We start from the raw sequence: 17043 nt of genomic DNA, 5'->3' as shown, positions 1-17043 counted from the left end.
CCGGACATGCTGGCTGCTATTTCTTTTTCGGCGGCAACAGATCGGTAATGGATCCGTCGACGATTTCTGCGGCAAAAGCAAATGTTTCGGCAAGGGTTGGATGAGCATGGACGGTGAGGCTTATATCTTCCGCGGTGGCGCCCATCTCCAGGGCCAGGACGGCTTCATGGATAAGCTCACCCGCATTTTTGCCGCAGATCCCGGCCCCGAGTATCCGTCCGCTCTCCTTGTCAAACAGAACCTTGCACACCCCGGCCGAAACCCCCGCGCTGAGCGCTCGGCCGCTGGCTCCCCAGGGGAACTTGCCCTTGTCATAATCTATTTTTTTACCCTTTGCCTCTTTTTCAGTCATCCCCATCCAGGCGATTTCCGGATTGGTATAGGCCACAGACGGGATGGTCATCGGGCAGAAAACAGAGACATGGCCGGCGATGACCTCGGCGGCCACCTTCCCTTCATGGACGGCCTTGTGGGCCAGCATCGGCTCCCCAACCACATCGCCGATGGCGTAAAAATGGGCGACGCTGGTCCGCTGCTTGTCGTTTACCGTCACAAACCCTCTTTCATCGAGCTGCAACCCGACCTTGTCAAACCCCATCTCCGCACTGTTCGGTCGTCTTCCCACAGCCACCAGCACCGCATCGAACTCGCCGGTTCCAGACTCTTTTTTACCCTCGAAAGTAACTGCAACGGAGTTCTCTCCGGGAACCATCCCTGTTACCCTGGTAGCGGTGAGAATCTTGTACCTGTTTTTCAGTTTCATGAACAGGGGCTGAACCAGGTCCTTGTCCGCCGGAGGGATAAGCTGGTCAAGCATCTCTATGATCGTTATCTCGGACCCCAGGGCGCTGTATATCTGCGCCATCTCAAGGCCGATTATGCCGCCGCCGATAATGAGCAAGCGCTTCGGGATCTCGTTTATCTCAAGAGCCCTGGTGGAATCCCAGATCCGCGGGTCATCAGCCACTCCGGGAAGGGAAAAAGGCCGGGAACCGGTGGCTATGATAATATCCTTGAACTGTATCCTGTGCTCGCCGTCCTTACCGGTGACGACCACTGTCGATCTGTCCTCGACAACTCCCCGCCCGTTCAGCCGGGTAATCTTTCTCTTGCTGCAAAGAGTATCCAGCCCTGAAGTGAGCTGGTCGATAACCGTATTTTTCCGGGCCAAAAGCGCGTCGACATTTATCTGCGGAGCCCCGAACGTAACCCCGTATTCACCAAGCTCAGCCGCCTCCTCGATCACCTCCGCCGCGTGGAGCAGGGTCTTTGAAGGGATACAACCGACGTTGAGACAGACCCCCCCGAGCCGCTCGCGCTGCTCGACCAGGCAGACAGAGAGGCCAAGATCGGCCGCCCTGAATGCCGCTGTATATCCTCCCGGGCCACCCCCCAGGACAACTACGTCAAATCCGCTTTGCTCATTCATATCGAAGCTCCTTGTGTGGGTTTGAAACAGCAGAGTAAATCTTTGCCATCAGACGTCTTCTTCAGACGGAATTATAGCAGCGTTCGCTTCAGGTCCTCAACATTCATCTTGATCGATATGCAGAACCTTGCCGCCTCGGCACCGTCAATTACCCGGTGATCATAGGAGACGGAAAACGGCAGCATACGACGGGGAACGAATCGTTGCCCATCCCAGACCGGTTTCATATACGTTCTGGAAATACCGAGAATTGCTACCTGCGGCATAGAAATGATCGGGGTAAACCCGGTCCCGCCGATCCCCCCAAGACTTGAGATGGTGAACGTCGCCCCCTGCATATCGTTTATCGCAAGCTTTTGCTCCCTGGCTCCGCCACTTACCCGGATTAATTCTTCGGCAATCTCATAAATCCCCCTGGTGTCGACGCGCTTGATAACCGGAACCACCAGTCCGTCCGGCGTATCAACGGCGATACCGATGTTCCAGTACCGTTTTAGCACAATCTTATCACTCTCGGGAAGCAGGGAACTGTTAAACAGGGGAAACTGCTTAAGGGAGGCGGCGACAGCCTTGATCACGAAAGCGAGCAGACTTAACCGAACGTTCTCCCCTGATAGCGACTCGTTCTGCTGTTGCCGGAATTTTTCGAGATCGGTGACATCGGCTTCCTCAAAATGGGTCACGTGGGGAATCTCTGTCCAGCTCTTTTCAAGACGGGAACCGCCAATCTTCTGAATACGGCTCAGCGCAACCTCTTCGACCTCGCCGAACCCGGCGAATTCATCGATGAAACGGGGGGGGCGCTGCCTCTTATTTTCAGCTGCCCCCCCCTCGCCAGCAACCGCCTGGAGAACATCTTCCTTCACTATACGTCCACCGGGTCCGGTGCCGTGTACCTGATCAAGCTCAACCCCTTTTCTCCTGGCAAGGGCCCTTACCGAAGGAGTCGCATGAACCCCCCTTTTGGCCACGCTTTCACCACCGGCCTCGCCAGTTGCCGGCAAACCAGCTGCGCCCCCTGTACCTTGCCCTCTGCCACTTTCCCCGGATTCATCCGCCATCGTTTTTTCCGGAACCGGGTCCGCCGTTGTTACCTTATCGGCACTCTTTTCTTTTTCATTTTCTCCCTCAGCAGTACCGTTTCCAGCAACTCGTATTGCGACCACCGCCCGGCCGCTTTTTACAACTTCGTCCTCTTCGACCAGCACCTCTTCAACCACTCCTGAAAACGGCGAGGGCAGATCCATCACCGCCTTCTCGCTCTCAAGCGTCAACAGAGAATCATCTTCTTTTACTGTAGTTCCGGGGGACACAAAGATTTCCACAACAGTAATCTGCTGCACCCCGCCAAAATCGGGAATGAGAACGTGTTCAACGCCCATCCGCATCTCTCCTTTTTGTAAGGCTTGTCTTTTCCCAGCTACCCCTACCCGGCCGAGATCAGCAGCCGTTTTTCAAATTGTTTCTCGACCGACCGGACATGCAAGAAGACCTCAACCACCAGTCTCGTTGTCCACTGCCACCTGCATGCGTTCAGCTCTGCAGCGGATGGGGGGTTGCCGTGTCAATTCCAAATGTCGCCAGCGCTTTTTCCACAACCGCTTGATCAAGCTGATTCAGCTGCACCAGGTTGTCCAGTGCTGCAATTACAATATGAAACCGGTCTACCATAAAAAACCGGCGTAGTTTCTCTCTTGAATCACTCCTGCCGTACCCGTCGGTTCCCAGAACGGTAGCCGGCCTGTCGATGAACCGCCGTATCTGTTCCCCGTAGGCCTGCACGTAGTCGGTACAGATTACTACAGGTCCCGGATGATCTTCCAGCTGGTGCGCCACATACGGTTTTTTGCGCGGTCTTCCGGGATGATTGCGGTTCCAGGTCTCTTTTATGATCCCCTCCCGGTGCAGCTGATTGATCCCCAGCACAGACCAGACATCGGCCGCTATGGAGAAATCGTCCTCAAGTATTGACGCAGCGGCGATGACTTCCCTGAAGATCGCCCCCGATCCCATCAACTGCACCCGCTTCCCGTTCTCTGATCCCCGGCGAAACAGGTACATGCCGCGGTCGATCCCATCTTCAACTCCGGGAGGCATCTCCGGATGCGGGTAGTTTTCGTTGAGCAGGGTGATATAGTAGAAGACGTCTTCACCCCGAACAAACATACGTTCAATACCTTTCTGCACCAGGAGCGCAACCTCATAGCCGAAGGTCGGATCGTAGGCGAGGCACGAGGGGTAAGCCGAGGCGAAAAGCAACCCCTGGCCGTCCTGATGCTGCAGCCCCTCGCCGTTGAGAGTGGTGCGTCCGGCGGTTGCTCCGAGCAGAAACCCCCGCGCCCTGCCGTCTCCGGCGGCCCACAACTGGTCTCCGATGCGCTGAAAACCGAACATTGAGTAAAAGATGTAGAAAGGAATCATCGCCACCCCGTAGTTGGCATGCGCCGTTGCCGCCGCCAGCCATGACGAAACCGCGCCGGCCTCGGTGATTCCCTCCTCCAGGATCTGCCCCTCGGGATCCTCCTTATACCAGGAAATGGTCTCCGAGTCCTGCGGTTCGTAGAGCTGTCCCAGGGGAGCATAGATGCCAAGCTGCCGGAACAGCCCTTCCATCCCGAAGGTCCTGGCCTCATCGGGGATAATCGGAACTATATGGTTGCCCATCTCCTTATCCCTGACCAGGCTGCCGAGCAGCCGCACAAAAGCCATGGTGGTCGACAGCTCTCTTTTGTTCGAAGAACCCAGCAACCCCTTAAACGCTGCAGCCGACGGAGCCTTGAGGGATTTTGCACTCACCTGCCGGCAGGGCACCGGTCCGCCGAGGGCTTCGCGGGTTTTGCGGATAAACTCAGCTTCGGGACTGCCCGGTTCGGGCCTGATAAACGGCAGATCAGCCAACGACTCATCGCCCAGTGGAACATGAAACCGGTCCCGGAATACCTTGAGCGAATCCAGGTCCATTTTTTTGACGTTATGGGCCACCATAACCGACTCTCCCGCCTGCCCCATACCAAAACCCTTTATGGTTTTTGCCAGGATCACTGTCGGTTTCCCCCTGTATTTCAGTGCCGCATCGTAGGCACCATAGATTTTTCGCGGGTCGTGCCCGCCGCGGGTCATCTGCCACAGCTCACGGTCGCTCAAATCGTCCACCAGGGCCATCAACCGCGGATCGTCACCGAATATCTTTTCCCTCAGATAGGCGGGTCCGCGGGCACGGATGGTCTGGAAATCACCGTCCACCATGGAACCGAACTTACTGATCAACAGCCCCTGGGTATCGCGCTCAAGAATCACGTCCCACTCGGACCCCCAGATCACCTTAATCACATGCCACCCGGCCCCGCGGAACCGCCCTTCCAGCTCCTGTATGATCTTACCGTTGCCCCGCACGGGTCCATCCAACCGCTGCAGGTTACAGTTTACCACAAATATCAGGTTATCCAGCTGTTCCCTCGCCGCAATGGACAGCGCCCCGAGAGCCTCCGGCTCATCGGTCTCGCCGTCGCCCATGAACACCCAGACTTTTCTGTCGCCGCAGGCAGCCAGGCCCCGACTGTCCATGTATCTCATGAACCTGGCCTGGTAGATGGCTGCCATCGGACCGAGTCCCATGGAAACGGTGGGGAACTGCCAGAAATCCTCCATCAGCCACGGATGGGGATACGACGACACTCCCCGTCCGTCAACCTCCTGACGGAAATTTTCCAGGTGTTCATCGTCTAGGCGTCCTTCCACATAAGCCCTGGCGTAGATCCCGGGGGAGGAGTGCCCCTGGAAATAGATCATGTCGGCGCCGTATTCGGCTCCTGGCCCCCTAAAAAACCAGTTGAAGCCGACCTCGTACATTGCCGATACCGAGGTGTACGTCGCAATGTGCCCGCCGAGCCCTTTGCCGCCTCTGTTCGCTCTGGCCACCATGGCCATGGCGTTCCAGCGCACATAGGCGGCGACGTTTCGGGCGACAAGAGAATCCGCCGGCATCTTCGCCTCGTTTTCCGGCAGGATGGTGTTCGAGTAAGGGGTCAGAATCCCTGGCGAGGTGGAGATCCCGAGAGCCCTGGCCCGATCTGTGAGCCGGCGCAGGAGGTAATCCACTTTTTCTTTACCTTCATTAACCGCCACCCCCTCAAGAGATGCCAGCCAATCCCCGGTTTCCTCGGGGTCCGGATCCTTATAATATGAATTCATAGCCACCTCCCGATCTTTATTTCAGCAAGTACCGGCCCGTTTCCTGTGATCAGTCCTTTTTGTTCCCGTATTTTTCATAACTGACATGATCGAAAAGCAGGGTTGAGTAATCCCGTCCTGGTTTCTCCTCTTTCGGGTAGCCGATTGCCACGATCGCCAGCACCCTCATGTCATCATCCAGCGACAGTTGACTTTTCACGAACTGCTCTGCGCTCAACTGGCCGTCGTGCTCACGTTTTCTGATCTGAATCCAGCAGCTGCCAAGCCCGAGATCGGCGGCCGCCAGGTGAATGTTGAGTGCGGCGATGGCGCAATCCTCCACCCACACATCGGACTTTGACTCACGGGCACAAACCGCTACGGCCAGCGGGGCGTTTTTTAAAAAACCGGCGCCATGCGGTTTGGCTTCTGCAAGTCTTTTTATCGTCTCCGGATTCTCAACGACCACAAACTCCCAGGGGCACAAATCCCTTGAAGAGGGCGACCTGAGCATCGCCTCGACAATAAGATCAACCTGTTCCCCGGGTACCGGTTTTTCCTCGAACTGCCTTATACTCCGTCTTTTTCTTAACAAATCAACAAACATATTTTCTCCTTTTTGATGGATTAACTGCAACTAACAGTGTAACATTGATAGGTTTTCAAGTAACATTATATATTTTAACGTAATTGAAAAGCGGCCGGGTATGCAAATGAATCGGACGCTTGACCGACTAATTTAATCACAACAGCGTACTTCCGCCGGAATTTTATCATCATGATGGATCCGCACACACTTCTCACCTGTCTGCTGGCTGTCACCCTGGTCACCCTCTCCCCGGGCGTCGACACCATGCTCGTCATCAGAAACAGCGGCAGGGGAGGATGGCTCGACGGCGCGGTCAGTTCTTTAGGAATCTGCAGCGGGCTTTTTGTCCACGCAACACTTTCCGCCTGCGGAATCTCCGTGCTGCTGCTCCACACGGCGTGGGCCTTTACCGCACTGAAATTTTGCGGCGCTGGTTATCTCGTGTGGCTGGGCCTGAACAATCTAAGAGACGGTTTTGCCAACCGACAATCGTTTTTCGATACAACCTCCGCTTCCGGGACAGCATCTTTTTCCTGGTACCGCTCCCTGCGGGAGGGATTTCTCTCCAACGTTCTCAATCCCAAACCCGTTATCTTCTATATGGCTTTTCTTCCCCAATTCATTGATCCGGCACATTCCGCCCTTGTCCAGTCCCTGATTGTGGCAACTCTTCATTTCAGCGTCGGCATGATCTACCAGTGTCTGCTGGCGGCAACCATCGACAAAGCCAGGGTCTGGCTTGACAGCCCGAAGGTCAACCGGGCCTTTAACGCCATGACCGGATCGATACTGCTATTTCTTGGTATGCGGCTGATAATAAGGGAATAGTGGGCGATGCACAACCGAGACAAAAACAACCTGAAAAGAAAAGGAGTGATCGTTGCCCATTACGGAGTGGCGGTCGAAGTTTTATTCAACGACACCGGCGAACGGTCGACGGTGCGGGTAAAACGCAACTCCGGCCATGTGGTTGGAGACAACGTTGAAGTAAAAGGAGAACTGCTCAATCGGCAGAGAAGATTCTCTGAACTTTCCAGGATGGATACCAGGGGCGGCATCCATGTCGTCGGCGCAAACCTTGACGTGCTCTGCATCGTCATCACCTGCGAACCTCTTCCGCCTCCCGGTTTTACCGACCGGGCCATTGTCGCCTCACGGGCGGCGGGATTGACGCCGATCCTGGTGGTTAACAAATCGGACCTCACCTGTTTCATGGAATATTTTCAAGATATCAAGCGGTCATACAGCGGTTCGGTGACGATTTTTTCCGTAAGTGCTGAAACCGGCAGCAACCTTGACCAGCTCAAAGAGTTTTTCAAAGAGGGACACCGGGGGGTTTTCGTCGGACCGACCGGAGTAGGAAAAAGCTCGATCTTAAACAGGCTGATCCCGCACCTGAATCTTTCCACCGGAGAGATCAGTGAAACCAAAAAAAGAGGCAGGCACACCACCACCGTTTCCACCCTGCACCTGCTCGAGGGCGGTGGCGAACTCGTGGACTCCCCGGGGTTTAACGATTTCGGCCTGGTCGACACCTCAATCAACGAGCTTGCCGCCTTTTTTCCGGGCTTTGAAAAAAAAGTTGCGAATTCCTGCAGGTTCAGAGACTGCAGGCACCGTGACGAACCTGGCTGCGCCGTCACCGACCTGCTGGAACAAAAACAGATCAGTGAAGAGCGATACGCAACCTACCTGAACCTGCTCACCGAGCTGGAGATGATCGACAGCGACCCGAAATACCGTGAACGGAGAAATCGAAGGAAAAAGTAGCCCGGCGCTGCATCAGTGATATCTGTGTTTTTCCTCTTTCCTGGAACCCCCACCGCCCGTAGCCGCCTGATTGATTTTATTTTCACCGTACCTATTTTTTAGAGAATCACCCGGAAAGTCCCCCGGAAATGAGGCTGATCGGCGCCGAGAAGACTCAATCGGGCAGTCCGCATTTTCTTCAAATAGGAGAGACGCCATGAAATACATCATATCCTTTCTTCTCACCCTGACCGCCGCAACCTGCCTGGCGGGACAGTCGGTATCCTACACCGTCGGCACCATGACCTATGAAGGCTACATGGAACAAGCCGGGGAAAACGCACCGCTGGTTCTATTGCTGCACGACTGGGACGGACTTACCGATTATGAAGTAAAACGAGCCGGAATGCTTGCTAAACATGGCTACAACGTGTTTGCAGCCGATCTCTTTGGTGCCGGGGTCCGTCCGGTCACGGTTGAAAAGAAACGGCAGCTCACCAAAGAGCTGTACCAGGACCGCGAAAAAATGCGAACACTGATAAACGGGGCAATGGTGGCCGCCGGTGACGAGGGGCTCTACCGCGACAACAATGCGGTGGCAATCGGCTACTGTTTCGGTGGGGCGGCGGTTCTCGAATATGCACGATCCGGAGCCGACCTGAAAGGGTTTGTCACTTTTCACGGAACCCTTGCCACGCCACCCGGGCAAAACTATGAGAAGGCAAAAGGCAGCTACCTTATCCTGCATGGCACAGCCGATCAGAGCGTCACCATGGAACAGTTTGCGGAACTGGCAGACCAGCTGGAACAAAACGACCTTGACCACGAGATGATAAGTTACGGAGGAGCCCCGCATGCTTTCACTGTTTTCGGGTCGGAAAGATACCATAAAGACGCCGACCGGAAGTCATGGCAGAGGCTGCTGCAGTTTCTCTCTGAAACCCTGTAGCCAGCACTGTTTTCGCAGCCGGGCTCAGCCCACCACCGCTCCCGGCACAGCTGCAGCTGCCGGCGAGCGTGGCCCGGCACCTGCAATAGTCAGGACATCGCCTCCCACGCCTCTTTCAAGAGCCACCAGATGCAGGCGAGACCGATTGCGAGAATGACCAGAAAAAACAGCAGCGGCGAATATTGTTGTACCATCTGGAGCTGGGCCGGGTGAAAGAAATTTTCCAGATAACTTGCACGCAACCAGCTTCTGACCAGTGTCATGTCGACGACAAGCGCTACCGCCAGGCCCAGCGTAAACCAGAATTTTCCGGCAAAGGCCAAAGAGAGGGCGGCCAACCCCAGGATGATACCGATCCCCAGAGTGCAGGTCGCGCCGATACTGGCCCCCATAAAGAAATTGGCCTGCGGTTCGGGCAATGAGAACAGGTACCAGGTCCCGATGGAGATGTTGACAACCGTTGCCAGTGCAAAGATTCTAAGGCCGAGTTTTTCACTGTGAGCGGCCAGCTCCTCATTGTCGACCTTTCTTATTTTTCCCAACAACCCCACAAAGATACCGCCGATTGCCACAGCACCCGTCATCATATGCAGATACCGGGGCCAGAATTCGGTTTCCCTCCAGCTGAGCAACGTCCCGCCGCGGTGGCTGAAATATTCACTGAATCTTTCCGGCAGGGTCATCAGCAACATATTGTTGGAAAACATAAACCCGATCGACAGCAGCAGAATCAAGACGACCAGTCCGATAAGAGGACCAAAAGAGCCAAGAGATGCAAACCTGAAGTCATAGAAATACGCGCCGTAATAGCCGATAATGAGAACCGGAACAACCAGAATCCAGTAGCTTCCCATCAGGATCGAGCTGGAATAGGCATACTGGCCGTAGAGAACCTGGAGAAACAGGAGTGGCGCCACCCCGAAATTGACGACAAAGGCGATGACCAGAGGAAGGGCAACGGCGATACGGTGCGCCATCTGGTGCCGCACCCTGCCGCCGAGCAGGTGCTGGGCCACACCGATTGCGAGTCCACCGACCATGGCGTTCATGGCCAGGATATGAAGGGGAAAAGTCAACAGCAAAAGAAACTGGAACCAACCCCAGGCTACAGGTATTGTATCCGGCTGTGGAATAAAAAGAGAATCCATCACTGACCTCCCTGGTTCAGACTTTCCAGATAATTTGCCAGAGCCCGCTGCTCCTTGTCCGTACCTGAAAAAGGTTGCATCTCATCGGAGATCTCGTCCAAGGTTTTGAGCATCCGGACCAGTTCTTCACCACCCTGTCCCTCTACAGCTGACATGAGCTCTTCCTGCTGGTGACAGATCATGCAGTTATTCTCAAAAAGCATGCGGCCCGTATCATCGCCGGCCCCTGGTGGTGCCTGCTCCCCCCCGTCTCCCGGTTGCGCCAGAAAACCGGCAAGCAGCCGGCGCTGCGCTTCGGAGCCGCCAAACGGCACCATCTCGTCTGAAATTTCATCAAGGGAACCAAGAAGCGTTTCGATCTCCCCCTGCCCAAGCCCCTCCATCGCTGCTTTCAGGTCCGCGTGCTCATGGCACGAAGAACAGTTTTCCTCAAAAAGCACGGGGCCGGTTTGCTGTGCTTTTCCCGAATCCGTTTCCCGGCTAAGCTCGAAATCCCTGCCGTGGATTCCTCCAGTGATATAGGCCGCCAGCGCCTCTTGTTCCATTTTTGTGCCGACAAAGGGCGGCATAAAATATCTTACCTCGTGGATGCGCCCTATATAGCTGTTGAGCGCCCGAAAACTCATCTTTTCGGTCAGCCCGGCAATGTCATTGCTGCCGCCATCCCTGGTGTGGCAGGCATAGCACTGATTGATATAGAGTTCTTCACCGACCCTGAGGACGTTGTCCCGGGTCAGCTCATTATTTTCCACAAAAAGTGCCGAGCGAAGAAACCCATCCCTGTTGATGTTTTCAGCTTCGTCTGCCATGATCCCGTTGGAAAACATGACCGAGTTGATAACGTAGGGCCGCCTTGCGGCCTCCCTTATCCATTCAAAGCTTCCCATCACCGCCAGCGCCGAAACAAGGGCGAGCAAGGCCGCCGGCCGCAGGTTTTTTTTCGGCCGGGCGACACCGGTTCCCAACATGACAAAAGCAAGGACCAGGGCACCAGCAACCCCCCAGGGAAGCACCATGGCAATGGTCGGCGACTTGCCGGCGACAAGAGCGTACGCCGGTTCCGGCAAGACCGACAGGTACCACAACCCGGACGGGATTGCCAGGACCAGGGAGGCCAGGCCCCATTTCGCCGAAAACGCTGTCATCTCCGTGCTCACATCCTCATCCTGATAAAACGCCGCGGAAAAATAACCGTAGCATGCGGCGATCAGTATTGCGAGAAATGTACGGAAGAACAGGGAAGGCCAGAAGCTCGGGTTAAAAAAACCGACCCAGAAATTCATGTTAACCGCCCACTCGCCGGGGGTCAGCATCACCCCGATGATGCCGTTGATCAAGAACAGGGACAGCCAGGCGGCGATAAAATAGAGCCAGCCGACAAGCTGGTGGGTGGCCGGATCCATGCGGCCGAACATGTAGTAGTAGACAAAGGCGGCGGCGATCTCCACCACAAAAAAGACCCACTCCGCAGCCCAGCCAAACACAAAATTGTGGATCAAAAGCGAGGTCGCCGCAGGATTTACCAGAGCGATAATAAACCAGATCCCCACCCCCGTAATCGATCCGAAGACCATGGTGATGAGCAGGAAGAACCGCGCGTGTTTCGCGGTGAAATCAAGAATGGCCCGACTGTTTTCCTTGAGTCCCTTCCTCTCCGAGTAGATCAGATACAACCCTCCCCCTACGGCGAAATGAGAAACAAAAACATGCAAAACAGCGATCAGGGCTATCAACAATCCGCCACCGGTTTGCGGCAGATACCATACCGGGTAATTCATGCGTCCTCCTTCACTGAGTTTAGCGAAATCAATTCGAAAAAGAGATTACGATATCTGAGGATCATTTACAATTACCATATTGTGACACTTTACACTAATATGGACTGCACTCCCGTACAACCGGTCTGTTCAATGAGGTTGCCGCGGTCATGCGGACATGGTACATTCACTGTCCTGCTGATCAATCCACTACGACGCCCTTTTCATTTCAAACAAGAGAACCAATGAATCCACCAACAGTTACCACCAGACTCGTCGCCCTTCTCGGAACCCCTCTGGGACATTCGGTCTCGCCGCCAATGCACAACCGGGTTTACCAGATGCTCGGAATGGATTACTGCTATCTTCCGATCGAGGTATCGGAGGAGGATCTCGGGGCCGTGTTCACCGGGCTCAGCAAAATGAACGTGGCGGGCTGCAACGTGACAATTCCCCACAAAGTCAATGTGATGAAGTATCTCGACGAGCTGGACCCCGTGGCGGAGAATATCGGTGCGGTCAACACGATCTGTTTTACGGCAGGCAGGGCCAAAGGATACAATACCGACGGTCTGGGATTCATCACATCCCTTGAAGAGGAAAGCCGTACCCAGGTGGAAAACCGCCGGTTCTTCGTTGTGGGAGCTGGTGGTGCGGCAAAAGCGATCTGCATGACCCTTGCCCATCGGCGGGCCGCAAAAATATACATATGCAACCGCACCCTGGAAAAAGCTGCCGCCCTGGCTGACAGAATAAACAGCAGGGTCACCAACTGTTCAGAACCTGTCCTTTACTCCCCGACCGCACAGAAAAAAGCCATAGCTGAAAGTGATGTGATCATCAACTGCACCAGCCTCGGCATGTATCCCGACGTGAGTTCCCTGCCGCTCGATCCGTCGTTTATCACCTCCCGCCATGTTGTTGCCGACATCGTCTACAACCCGCGCCTCACCAGGCTGCTGAAAGAAGCCGAAAAAAGAGGTGCCGGGATCCTTCCGGGGCTTGGCATGCTGGTCTATCAGGGAGCCGCAGCGTTCAAGCTGTTCACCGGCGTTGATCCGCTGGTGGATGAAATGTACGCGGAAGCCAGCAAGATGATGGATAAAAAATGATGAATAGCAGCAAATAACACCTTTACGGGAAAAGTCTGTCGCCGTATTTTCGCAACTTTCCCCGGAACTGATCGTAACTGAGTCCCAGCGCGGAGGCGGCTTTTTTCCGGTTGTACCTGGCTCTTTCAAGACTCTTCCTGATAAGGTCGAGCTCGAATTCTGCCACGGCCTCAGCCAGAGATCCGGCAAAAGGGCCGTTGGTTGTTGCGGCGACACTGTCATCCTCTGCCGGGTTGCCGTTTTCCTCCAGTTGTTCGGCCTGGGGATAGGGATTTGCAAAAGGATCAAAAACAACCTCGTCGATGACGTCGCCCGCCGCCCTGTATACCGCCCGCTCCACGACATTTTTTAATTCACGGATATTTCCCGGCCAGCGATAACCGGTTAGCGCCTGTACGGCCGGCGTACTGAAGACCACCTCTCCGGTCAATCCGAGTTCAAACGACATCCGCGCCGCAAAATGGTTGGCCAGAACCATTATATCCTCTTTTCTGTGTCTGAGCGGCGGCAGAAAAATTACCTCAAAAGAGAGGCGGTCCAGAAGATCTCTTTTAAACCTGCCCCGGGATACGAGAGCAGGGAGATCTTCGTTGGTGGCCCCGACGATCCTGACATCGACCTCGATGCCATGCGAGCTGCCGACCCGCTCGAAAAAACTGTATTCAACCACTCTCAGGATCTTTTCCTGCACAATCAGCGGGATCGAACCGATTTCATCAAGAAACAGGGTACCGCCGTGCGCCATCTCAAAACGTCCGGTTTTCTGCTTTTCAGCACCGGTGAAGGCTCCCTTGTCATGGCCGAACAGCTCCGACTCGATGAGGGTCGGCGCGAGCGTGGCGCAATTGAGGGTTACAAAAGGTTTCTGCCACCTGTTAGACAGATAATGCAGACGGCGGGCCGCCAGCTCTTTTCCGGTCCCGCGTTCGCCAAGAAGCAGAACTGAACGGTCAACCGGGGCGACCCTGGATAATTTTTCCTGAAAATCAAGAAACGATTCCGACTGCCCCAACGCTTCCCCGTCATTCATATCGCACTCCAATCCCATAATTTGGGCATATCATCCGTTTTTCGGTCAAAAACACCTCTATCTCTATAAAAACTACACCAGCCTCTTGATGAAGTCAAGAACGTAACCAGCTGAAATTATATTATTTTCAACAACTCCTAACATATGGCACACTTTATGTATATATTTCCCCAAACAATAACAACAGACCAGGAGGATACCATGGGAATTTTTACGCGGTTCAGAGACATAGTAAGCGCCAATATCAACTCGATGCTGGACAAGGCCGAAGATCCTGAAAAGATGATCAAGCTCATGATTCATGAGATGGAGGACACCCTGATCGAACTCAAATCTTCCTGCGCAGGCGTCATAGCCGGCAGGAAAAAACTTGAGAGACGATTCGACCAGCTGAACTCCAAAATCGCGCTCTGGGCAGAGCGGGCCGCGCTCGCAGTGCGCAAGGGACGCGACGATCTGGCACGGGAAGCGCTCTTTGAAAAAAGAAAATTTACCGAAGCCGCTGACGGCCTGGAAAACGAAATAGCCGAATACAACGGCCTGGTACAGAGGTATCAGGAAGACATAGAAGAGCTTGAGAACAAACTCACCGGCGCAAAAGAAAAAAAACGGCTTCTGATCCAGCGCCAGAAAAGGGCCGTCGGCAAGAAAAGAGCCCAGGAGGAAATCCGCCGTTCAAACAGTGGTGACACCATGGCCCGCTTCGACAGGCTCGAAAGCAGGATTGAGCAGATGGAAGCGGAGGCGGACCTTGTCAACATGGCAGGAAAATCTGACCCGAGAGACGAATTCGCCACGCTCAAGGACGATGATGAAATAGAAAGCGAACTTGCCAAACTCAAGAAGGCTCAATACAGTAACGACATTGATGACAAATAATATCAATTACATCTTCCGGAGAATTCCTGCATGCTTAATATCATTATAGTCTCGATAGTTTTCGGCTCGATCATCGCCCTGGCCGCCCTTATCTGCGGCACGATACTGATCATTATCAAGGCACGCAGCAGACACAGCTCCTCCAGCGCAGGCGACAGGGAAGAAGCGGAAATCATCCAGGAAATCTACAAAGGACTCGATCGGCTGGAGGAGCGTGTGGAAGCTCTTGAAACAATCCTTGCCGACAACGCCAGAGGAAAAAGAAACGATGAACAGATATAGCGAACAGAAAGGAATCTACCGTGCCCGGGACGGGATTTTTCTCGGGGTATGCAAAGGTATAGCGGAATATTTCGACTTCAAGGTATTCTGGATCCGGGTGATCCTTGTAACCGTGTTCATATTCAGCGGTTTCTGGCCGGTTATAGGCGTTTACCTGGTTGCGGCTTTCTTCATGAAGCCCACCCCCGTCCAACCCCTTGAAAGCGAGGAAGAACAGGTTTTCTACGACCAATATGTCTCTTCTCCCAGAACCGCCGCCATGAGACTGAAAAAGAAGTTCGACCAGCTCGAGCGCAGGATCAGGAGAATGGAAGCGGAGGTGACGGCGAAAGAATACGACTGGGAAAAACGCTTCAACTCCTCGCACGGCGCGAGGTGATCCTTTTTTCCAGGACCTTGTCGTCTCTTGTTCTTTTTTCACCTGCCGACGCACTGACAAGTATAACCAGCTGGAGCAGCAGCAGCAACAATAGAACCTTTATTCCTTGACCTTACAAGCCGCGGCCTTTATCCTAATACAGACAGGGCAGATTATTGCCATTTTTCCACACTCTTGTACAGATAATCGGTTACACAGGTTGCCATGGCTGACACGAAAAAAAACTGGGACGACATTTCATCTCTTGATGACCTGAAGATAGACTGGGATTTTGAACCGGAGAACCCGCAGGGAAAGCGCAAGGATTCAAGGCTTACGGTTAAGGAACTGGGGCTGCTGCTTGAAAAAAAGAACATTCCGGTCAAAGTTCTCGCGCTGAAAAATGAGCACAAAGGTAAACTTGTCGACCTGTCCCTGAAGGGAGCGGCGCTGCTCCTCGATATTGACATCCCCGCCGACACCAAAATAGCGCTTGGTTTTTTTCTTGGAGCGGAAAAGATCCTTACCAGAGGTGTTGTCAAAAACTGTTCGCCGGCAAGCGGCGGACACCGCATCGGCCTGATGTTTTCAGATTTGCCCGCCGAGTGCCAAAAAGCTATCGATGCGCTGCTTGCCTCAAAAAACTACCGACTGTGAGCACCACCTATTGCCACCTGCTTGAGCCACGTTTTAAAACAGAGATGCAATACCTAAAGGCTTAGACACGTCAAGGACACCGCCCATGAATGAAGAGCAAAGAGAGATCACCCTGCACACCCCCAACAAGATATACACCGGTTTTGTCGATGTTGGCGCGAAAGCCATGCGAACAATCGACATCTTCAACAGTGCCAATATGTATTGGAAAAACCCGGCCGAACGTTCTTTCGACGATGCGTTGCTGCTCCACAGGGCAAAGATATCTCTGGATGGCGGGGTTAAAATAGGTGAATTTTCCAAGGTCCAGATCCGGCTGGTCGATATTATCCTGTTCATCGACTCTCTTGGCCAGACCGGTTGCCAGACCGAAAAAGTACGAGCGGCTGCCCTGAAACAGAAGACCAAGGAAGAAACGTCCACGGTCCAAATATTAACCCGTGCATGGGGCGGCAGTTTTTACTACATCCGCGGAACATTTTACGGCCTTTTCAAGTCCAAGTCGTCAAAACGTTATGTGCCCATCACCCAGGCCAATGTCCAGAAAATAACCCGCACAGGGGAAAAATGGCAGAAAAGCGAACTGGTGATCGACAACGCCTTTGTCGGGGTGAGCACCAGCCACATCGAAGCCTGCGCCTTTGGCGCCAAGTCCGAACCAGACCAGCCAGCAACCTGATGCCTACATCTGCTTCTGGTCTGGCGCCCCCCAAGTCCCATCTTTGGTGACAGAGAGCGTGCTGCAGAGACAATCCCTGTGTCCACGACCTCCATGGTGACACCCTCCGTTACACCTTTGTAAGTTACAACCCTGTAACACTTCTTCTTCCAAGGCTCAGCCATAGTCGGCCGACTTCTAGGCCTGCTGTGTCATCCCCCTGCAATTGGGCGGGAATTCCCCCCACCAGGTCGACCTTACATGGCATACAATTTG

Annotated in this window: 16 protein-coding genes; 9 read left to right on the top strand and 7 right to left on the bottom strand. The window is 54.1% G+C overall.

Features of this window, described 5'->3' with window-relative positions:
* Positions 1-16: 16 nt before the first annotated feature.
* From lpdA to BLQ17_RS04425, 4 genes are all read right to left on the bottom strand, one after another.
* Positions 17-1429 (bottom strand): dihydrolipoyl dehydrogenase, encoded by a 1413-nt coding sequence (lpdA, locus tag BLQ17_RS04440; protein WP_092220204.1) that lies wholly within the window; start codon positions 1427-1429, stop codon positions 17-19.
* A 71-nt stretch (positions 1430-1500) separates the two neighbouring features.
* Positions 1501-2811, bottom strand: a complete 1311-nt coding sequence (locus tag BLQ17_RS04435; RefSeq protein WP_176761084.1) for a 2-oxo acid dehydrogenase subunit E2 — start codon at positions 2809-2811, stop codon at positions 1501-1503.
* Between the two features lie 151 nt (positions 2812-2962).
* Positions 2963-5620 carry a pyruvate dehydrogenase (acetyl-transferring), homodimeric type gene (gene aceE / locus BLQ17_RS04430; RefSeq protein ID WP_092220200.1) on the bottom strand — a complete coding sequence of 886 codons (2658 nt, stop codon included), beginning with the start codon at positions 5618-5620 and terminating at the stop codon, positions 2963-2965.
* 49 nt (positions 5621-5669) lie between these two features.
* Entirely contained in the window at positions 5670-6206 is a 537-nt protein-coding gene (locus BLQ17_RS04425; RefSeq protein WP_092220198.1) for a nitroreductase family protein, read from the bottom strand.
* A gap of 171 nt (positions 6207-6377) precedes the next feature.
* On the opposite strand from BLQ17_RS04425, the gene BLQ17_RS04420 reads away from it, so the two are divergent.
* From BLQ17_RS04420 to BLQ17_RS04410, 3 genes are all read left to right on the top strand, one after another.
* Positions 6378-7016 carry a LysE family translocator gene (locus tag BLQ17_RS04420; RefSeq protein WP_245694990.1) on the top strand — a complete coding sequence of 213 codons (639 nt, stop codon included), beginning with the start codon at positions 6378-6380 and terminating at the stop codon, positions 7014-7016.
* A gap of 6 nt (positions 7017-7022) precedes the next feature.
* Positions 7023-7958, top strand: coding sequence for a ribosome small subunit-dependent GTPase A (rsgA, locus tag BLQ17_RS04415; RefSeq protein ID WP_092220196.1), 936 nt, complete (start codon positions 7023-7025; stop codon positions 7956-7958).
* 196 nt (positions 7959-8154) lie between these two features.
* Positions 8155-8886: a dienelactone hydrolase family protein gene (locus tag BLQ17_RS04410; RefSeq protein ID WP_092220194.1), complete on the top strand. Its 732-nt coding sequence runs from the start codon at positions 8155-8157 to the stop codon at positions 8884-8886.
* Positions 8887-8975: 89 nt separating this feature from the next.
* Here the strand turns inward: BLQ17_RS04410 and BLQ17_RS04405 are convergent, their stop codons facing one another.
* Positions 8976-10034, bottom strand: a complete 1059-nt coding sequence (locus tag BLQ17_RS04405; RefSeq protein WP_092220192.1) for a hypothetical protein — start codon at positions 10032-10034, stop codon at positions 8976-8978.
* A complete protein-coding gene (locus tag BLQ17_RS04400) occupies positions 10034-11812 on the bottom strand; it encodes a c-type cytochrome (RefSeq protein WP_176761083.1) in 1779 nt (592 codons plus the stop codon). The genes BLQ17_RS04405 and BLQ17_RS04400 overlap by 1 nt, the downstream gene beginning before the upstream one ends.
* A 224-nt stretch (positions 11813-12036) precedes the next feature.
* Here BLQ17_RS04400 and aroE point away from each other — a divergent pair, with 224 nt between their 5' ends.
* Entirely contained in the window at positions 12037-12903 is an 867-nt protein-coding gene (gene aroE / locus BLQ17_RS04395) for a shikimate dehydrogenase (protein WP_176761082.1), read from the top strand.
* Between the two features lie 22 nt (positions 12904-12925).
* Here the strand turns inward: aroE and pspF are convergent, their stop codons facing one another.
* Positions 12926-13933: a phage shock protein operon transcriptional activator gene (gene pspF, locus BLQ17_RS04390; RefSeq protein WP_245694989.1), complete on the bottom strand. Its 1008-nt coding sequence runs from the start codon at positions 13931-13933 to the stop codon at positions 12926-12928.
* A 201-nt stretch (positions 13934-14134) separates the two neighbouring features.
* On the opposite strand from pspF, the gene pspA reads away from it, so the two are divergent.
* The 5 genes from pspA to BLQ17_RS04365 all read left to right on the top strand — a co-directional run bounded on the left by pspA (position 14135) and on the right by BLQ17_RS04365 (position 16788).
* The gene (pspA, locus tag BLQ17_RS04385; protein WP_092220186.1) at positions 14135-14812 is read left to right on the top strand and encodes a phage shock protein PspA; all 678 of its coding nucleotides are present in this window, start codon (positions 14135-14137) and stop codon (positions 14810-14812) included.
* Between the two features lie 30 nt (positions 14813-14842).
* Complete coding sequence (locus tag BLQ17_RS04380) at positions 14843-15094, top strand: hypothetical protein (RefSeq protein ID WP_092220183.1); 252 nt, start codon at positions 14843-14845, stop codon at positions 15092-15094.
* Complete coding sequence (pspC, locus tag BLQ17_RS04375) at positions 15081-15473, top strand: envelope stress response membrane protein PspC (protein ID WP_092220181.1); 393 nt, start codon at positions 15081-15083, stop codon at positions 15471-15473. The genes BLQ17_RS04380 and pspC overlap by 14 nt, the downstream gene beginning before the upstream one ends.
* 204 nt (positions 15474-15677) lie before the next feature.
* Complete coding sequence (locus BLQ17_RS04370; protein WP_092220179.1) at positions 15678-16109, top strand: PilZ domain-containing protein; 432 nt, start codon at positions 15678-15680, stop codon at positions 16107-16109.
* A gap of 85 nt (positions 16110-16194) precedes the next feature.
* The gene (locus tag BLQ17_RS04365) at positions 16195-16788 is read left to right on the top strand and encodes a hypothetical protein (RefSeq protein WP_092220177.1); all 594 of its coding nucleotides are present in this window, start codon (positions 16195-16197) and stop codon (positions 16786-16788) included.
* Positions 16789-17043: the final 255 nt, after the last annotated feature.

This window comes from Desulforhopalus singaporensis (assembly GCF_900104445.1).
Taxonomy (GTDB): Bacteria; Desulfobacterota; Desulfobulbia; order Desulfobulbales; family Desulfocapsaceae; genus Desulforhopalus_A; species Desulforhopalus_A singaporensis.
Note: the sequence above shows the minus strand (reverse complement) of the source record. Positions and strands in the feature narration are given on the sequence as shown.

What these genes read in the sequence shown, in the direction of transcription:
- BLQ17_RS04405 (WP_092220192.1), bottom strand. Translation starts at nt 10,034, where the DNA reads ATGGATTCTCTTTTTATTCCACAGCCGGATACAATACCTGTAGCCTGG.
- BLQ17_RS04425 (WP_092220198.1), bottom strand. Translation starts at nt 6,206, where the DNA reads ATGTTTGTTGATTTGTTAAGAAAAAGACGGAGTATAAGGCAGTTCGAG.
- aceE (WP_092220200.1), bottom strand. Translation starts at nt 5,620, where the DNA reads ATGAATTCATATTATAAGGATCCGGACCCCGAGGAAACCGGGGATTGG.
- BLQ17_RS04420 (WP_245694990.1), top strand. Translation starts at nt 6,378, where the DNA reads ATGATGGATCCGCACACACTTCTCACCTGTCTGCTGGCTGTCACCCTG.
- pspA (WP_092220186.1), top strand. Translation starts at nt 14,135, where the DNA reads ATGGGAATTTTTACGCGGTTCAGAGACATAGTAAGCGCCAATATCAAC.
- pspC (WP_092220181.1), top strand. Translation starts at nt 15,081, where the DNA reads ATGAACAGATATAGCGAACAGAAAGGAATCTACCGTGCCCGGGACGGG.
- BLQ17_RS04365 (WP_092220177.1), top strand. Translation starts at nt 16,195, where the DNA reads ATGAATGAAGAGCAAAGAGAGATCACCCTGCACACCCCCAACAAGATA.
- BLQ17_RS04400 (WP_176761083.1), bottom strand. Translation starts at nt 11,812, where the DNA reads ATGAATTACCCGGTATGGTATCTGCCGCAAACCGGTGGCGGATTGTTG.
- aroE (WP_176761082.1), top strand. Translation starts at nt 12,037, where the DNA reads ATGAATCCACCAACAGTTACCACCAGACTCGTCGCCCTTCTCGGAACC.
- BLQ17_RS04435 (WP_176761084.1), bottom strand. Translation starts at nt 2,811, where the DNA reads ATGGGCGTTGAACACGTTCTCATTCCCGATTTTGGCGGGGTGCAGCAG.
- BLQ17_RS04410 (WP_092220194.1), top strand. Translation starts at nt 8,155, where the DNA reads ATGAAATACATCATATCCTTTCTTCTCACCCTGACCGCCGCAACCTGC.
- lpdA (WP_092220204.1), bottom strand. Translation starts at nt 1,429, where the DNA reads ATGAATGAGCAAAGCGGATTTGACGTAGTTGTCCTGGGGGGTGGCCCG.
- BLQ17_RS04380 (WP_092220183.1), top strand. Translation starts at nt 14,843, where the DNA reads ATGCTTAATATCATTATAGTCTCGATAGTTTTCGGCTCGATCATCGCC.
- BLQ17_RS04370 (WP_092220179.1), top strand. Translation starts at nt 15,678, where the DNA reads ATGGCTGACACGAAAAAAAACTGGGACGACATTTCATCTCTTGATGAC.
- pspF (WP_245694989.1), bottom strand. Translation starts at nt 13,933, where the DNA reads ATGAATGACGGGGAAGCGTTGGGGCAGTCGGAATCGTTTCTTGATTTT.
- rsgA (WP_092220196.1), top strand. Translation starts at nt 7,023, where the DNA reads ATGCACAACCGAGACAAAAACAACCTGAAAAGAAAAGGAGTGATCGTT.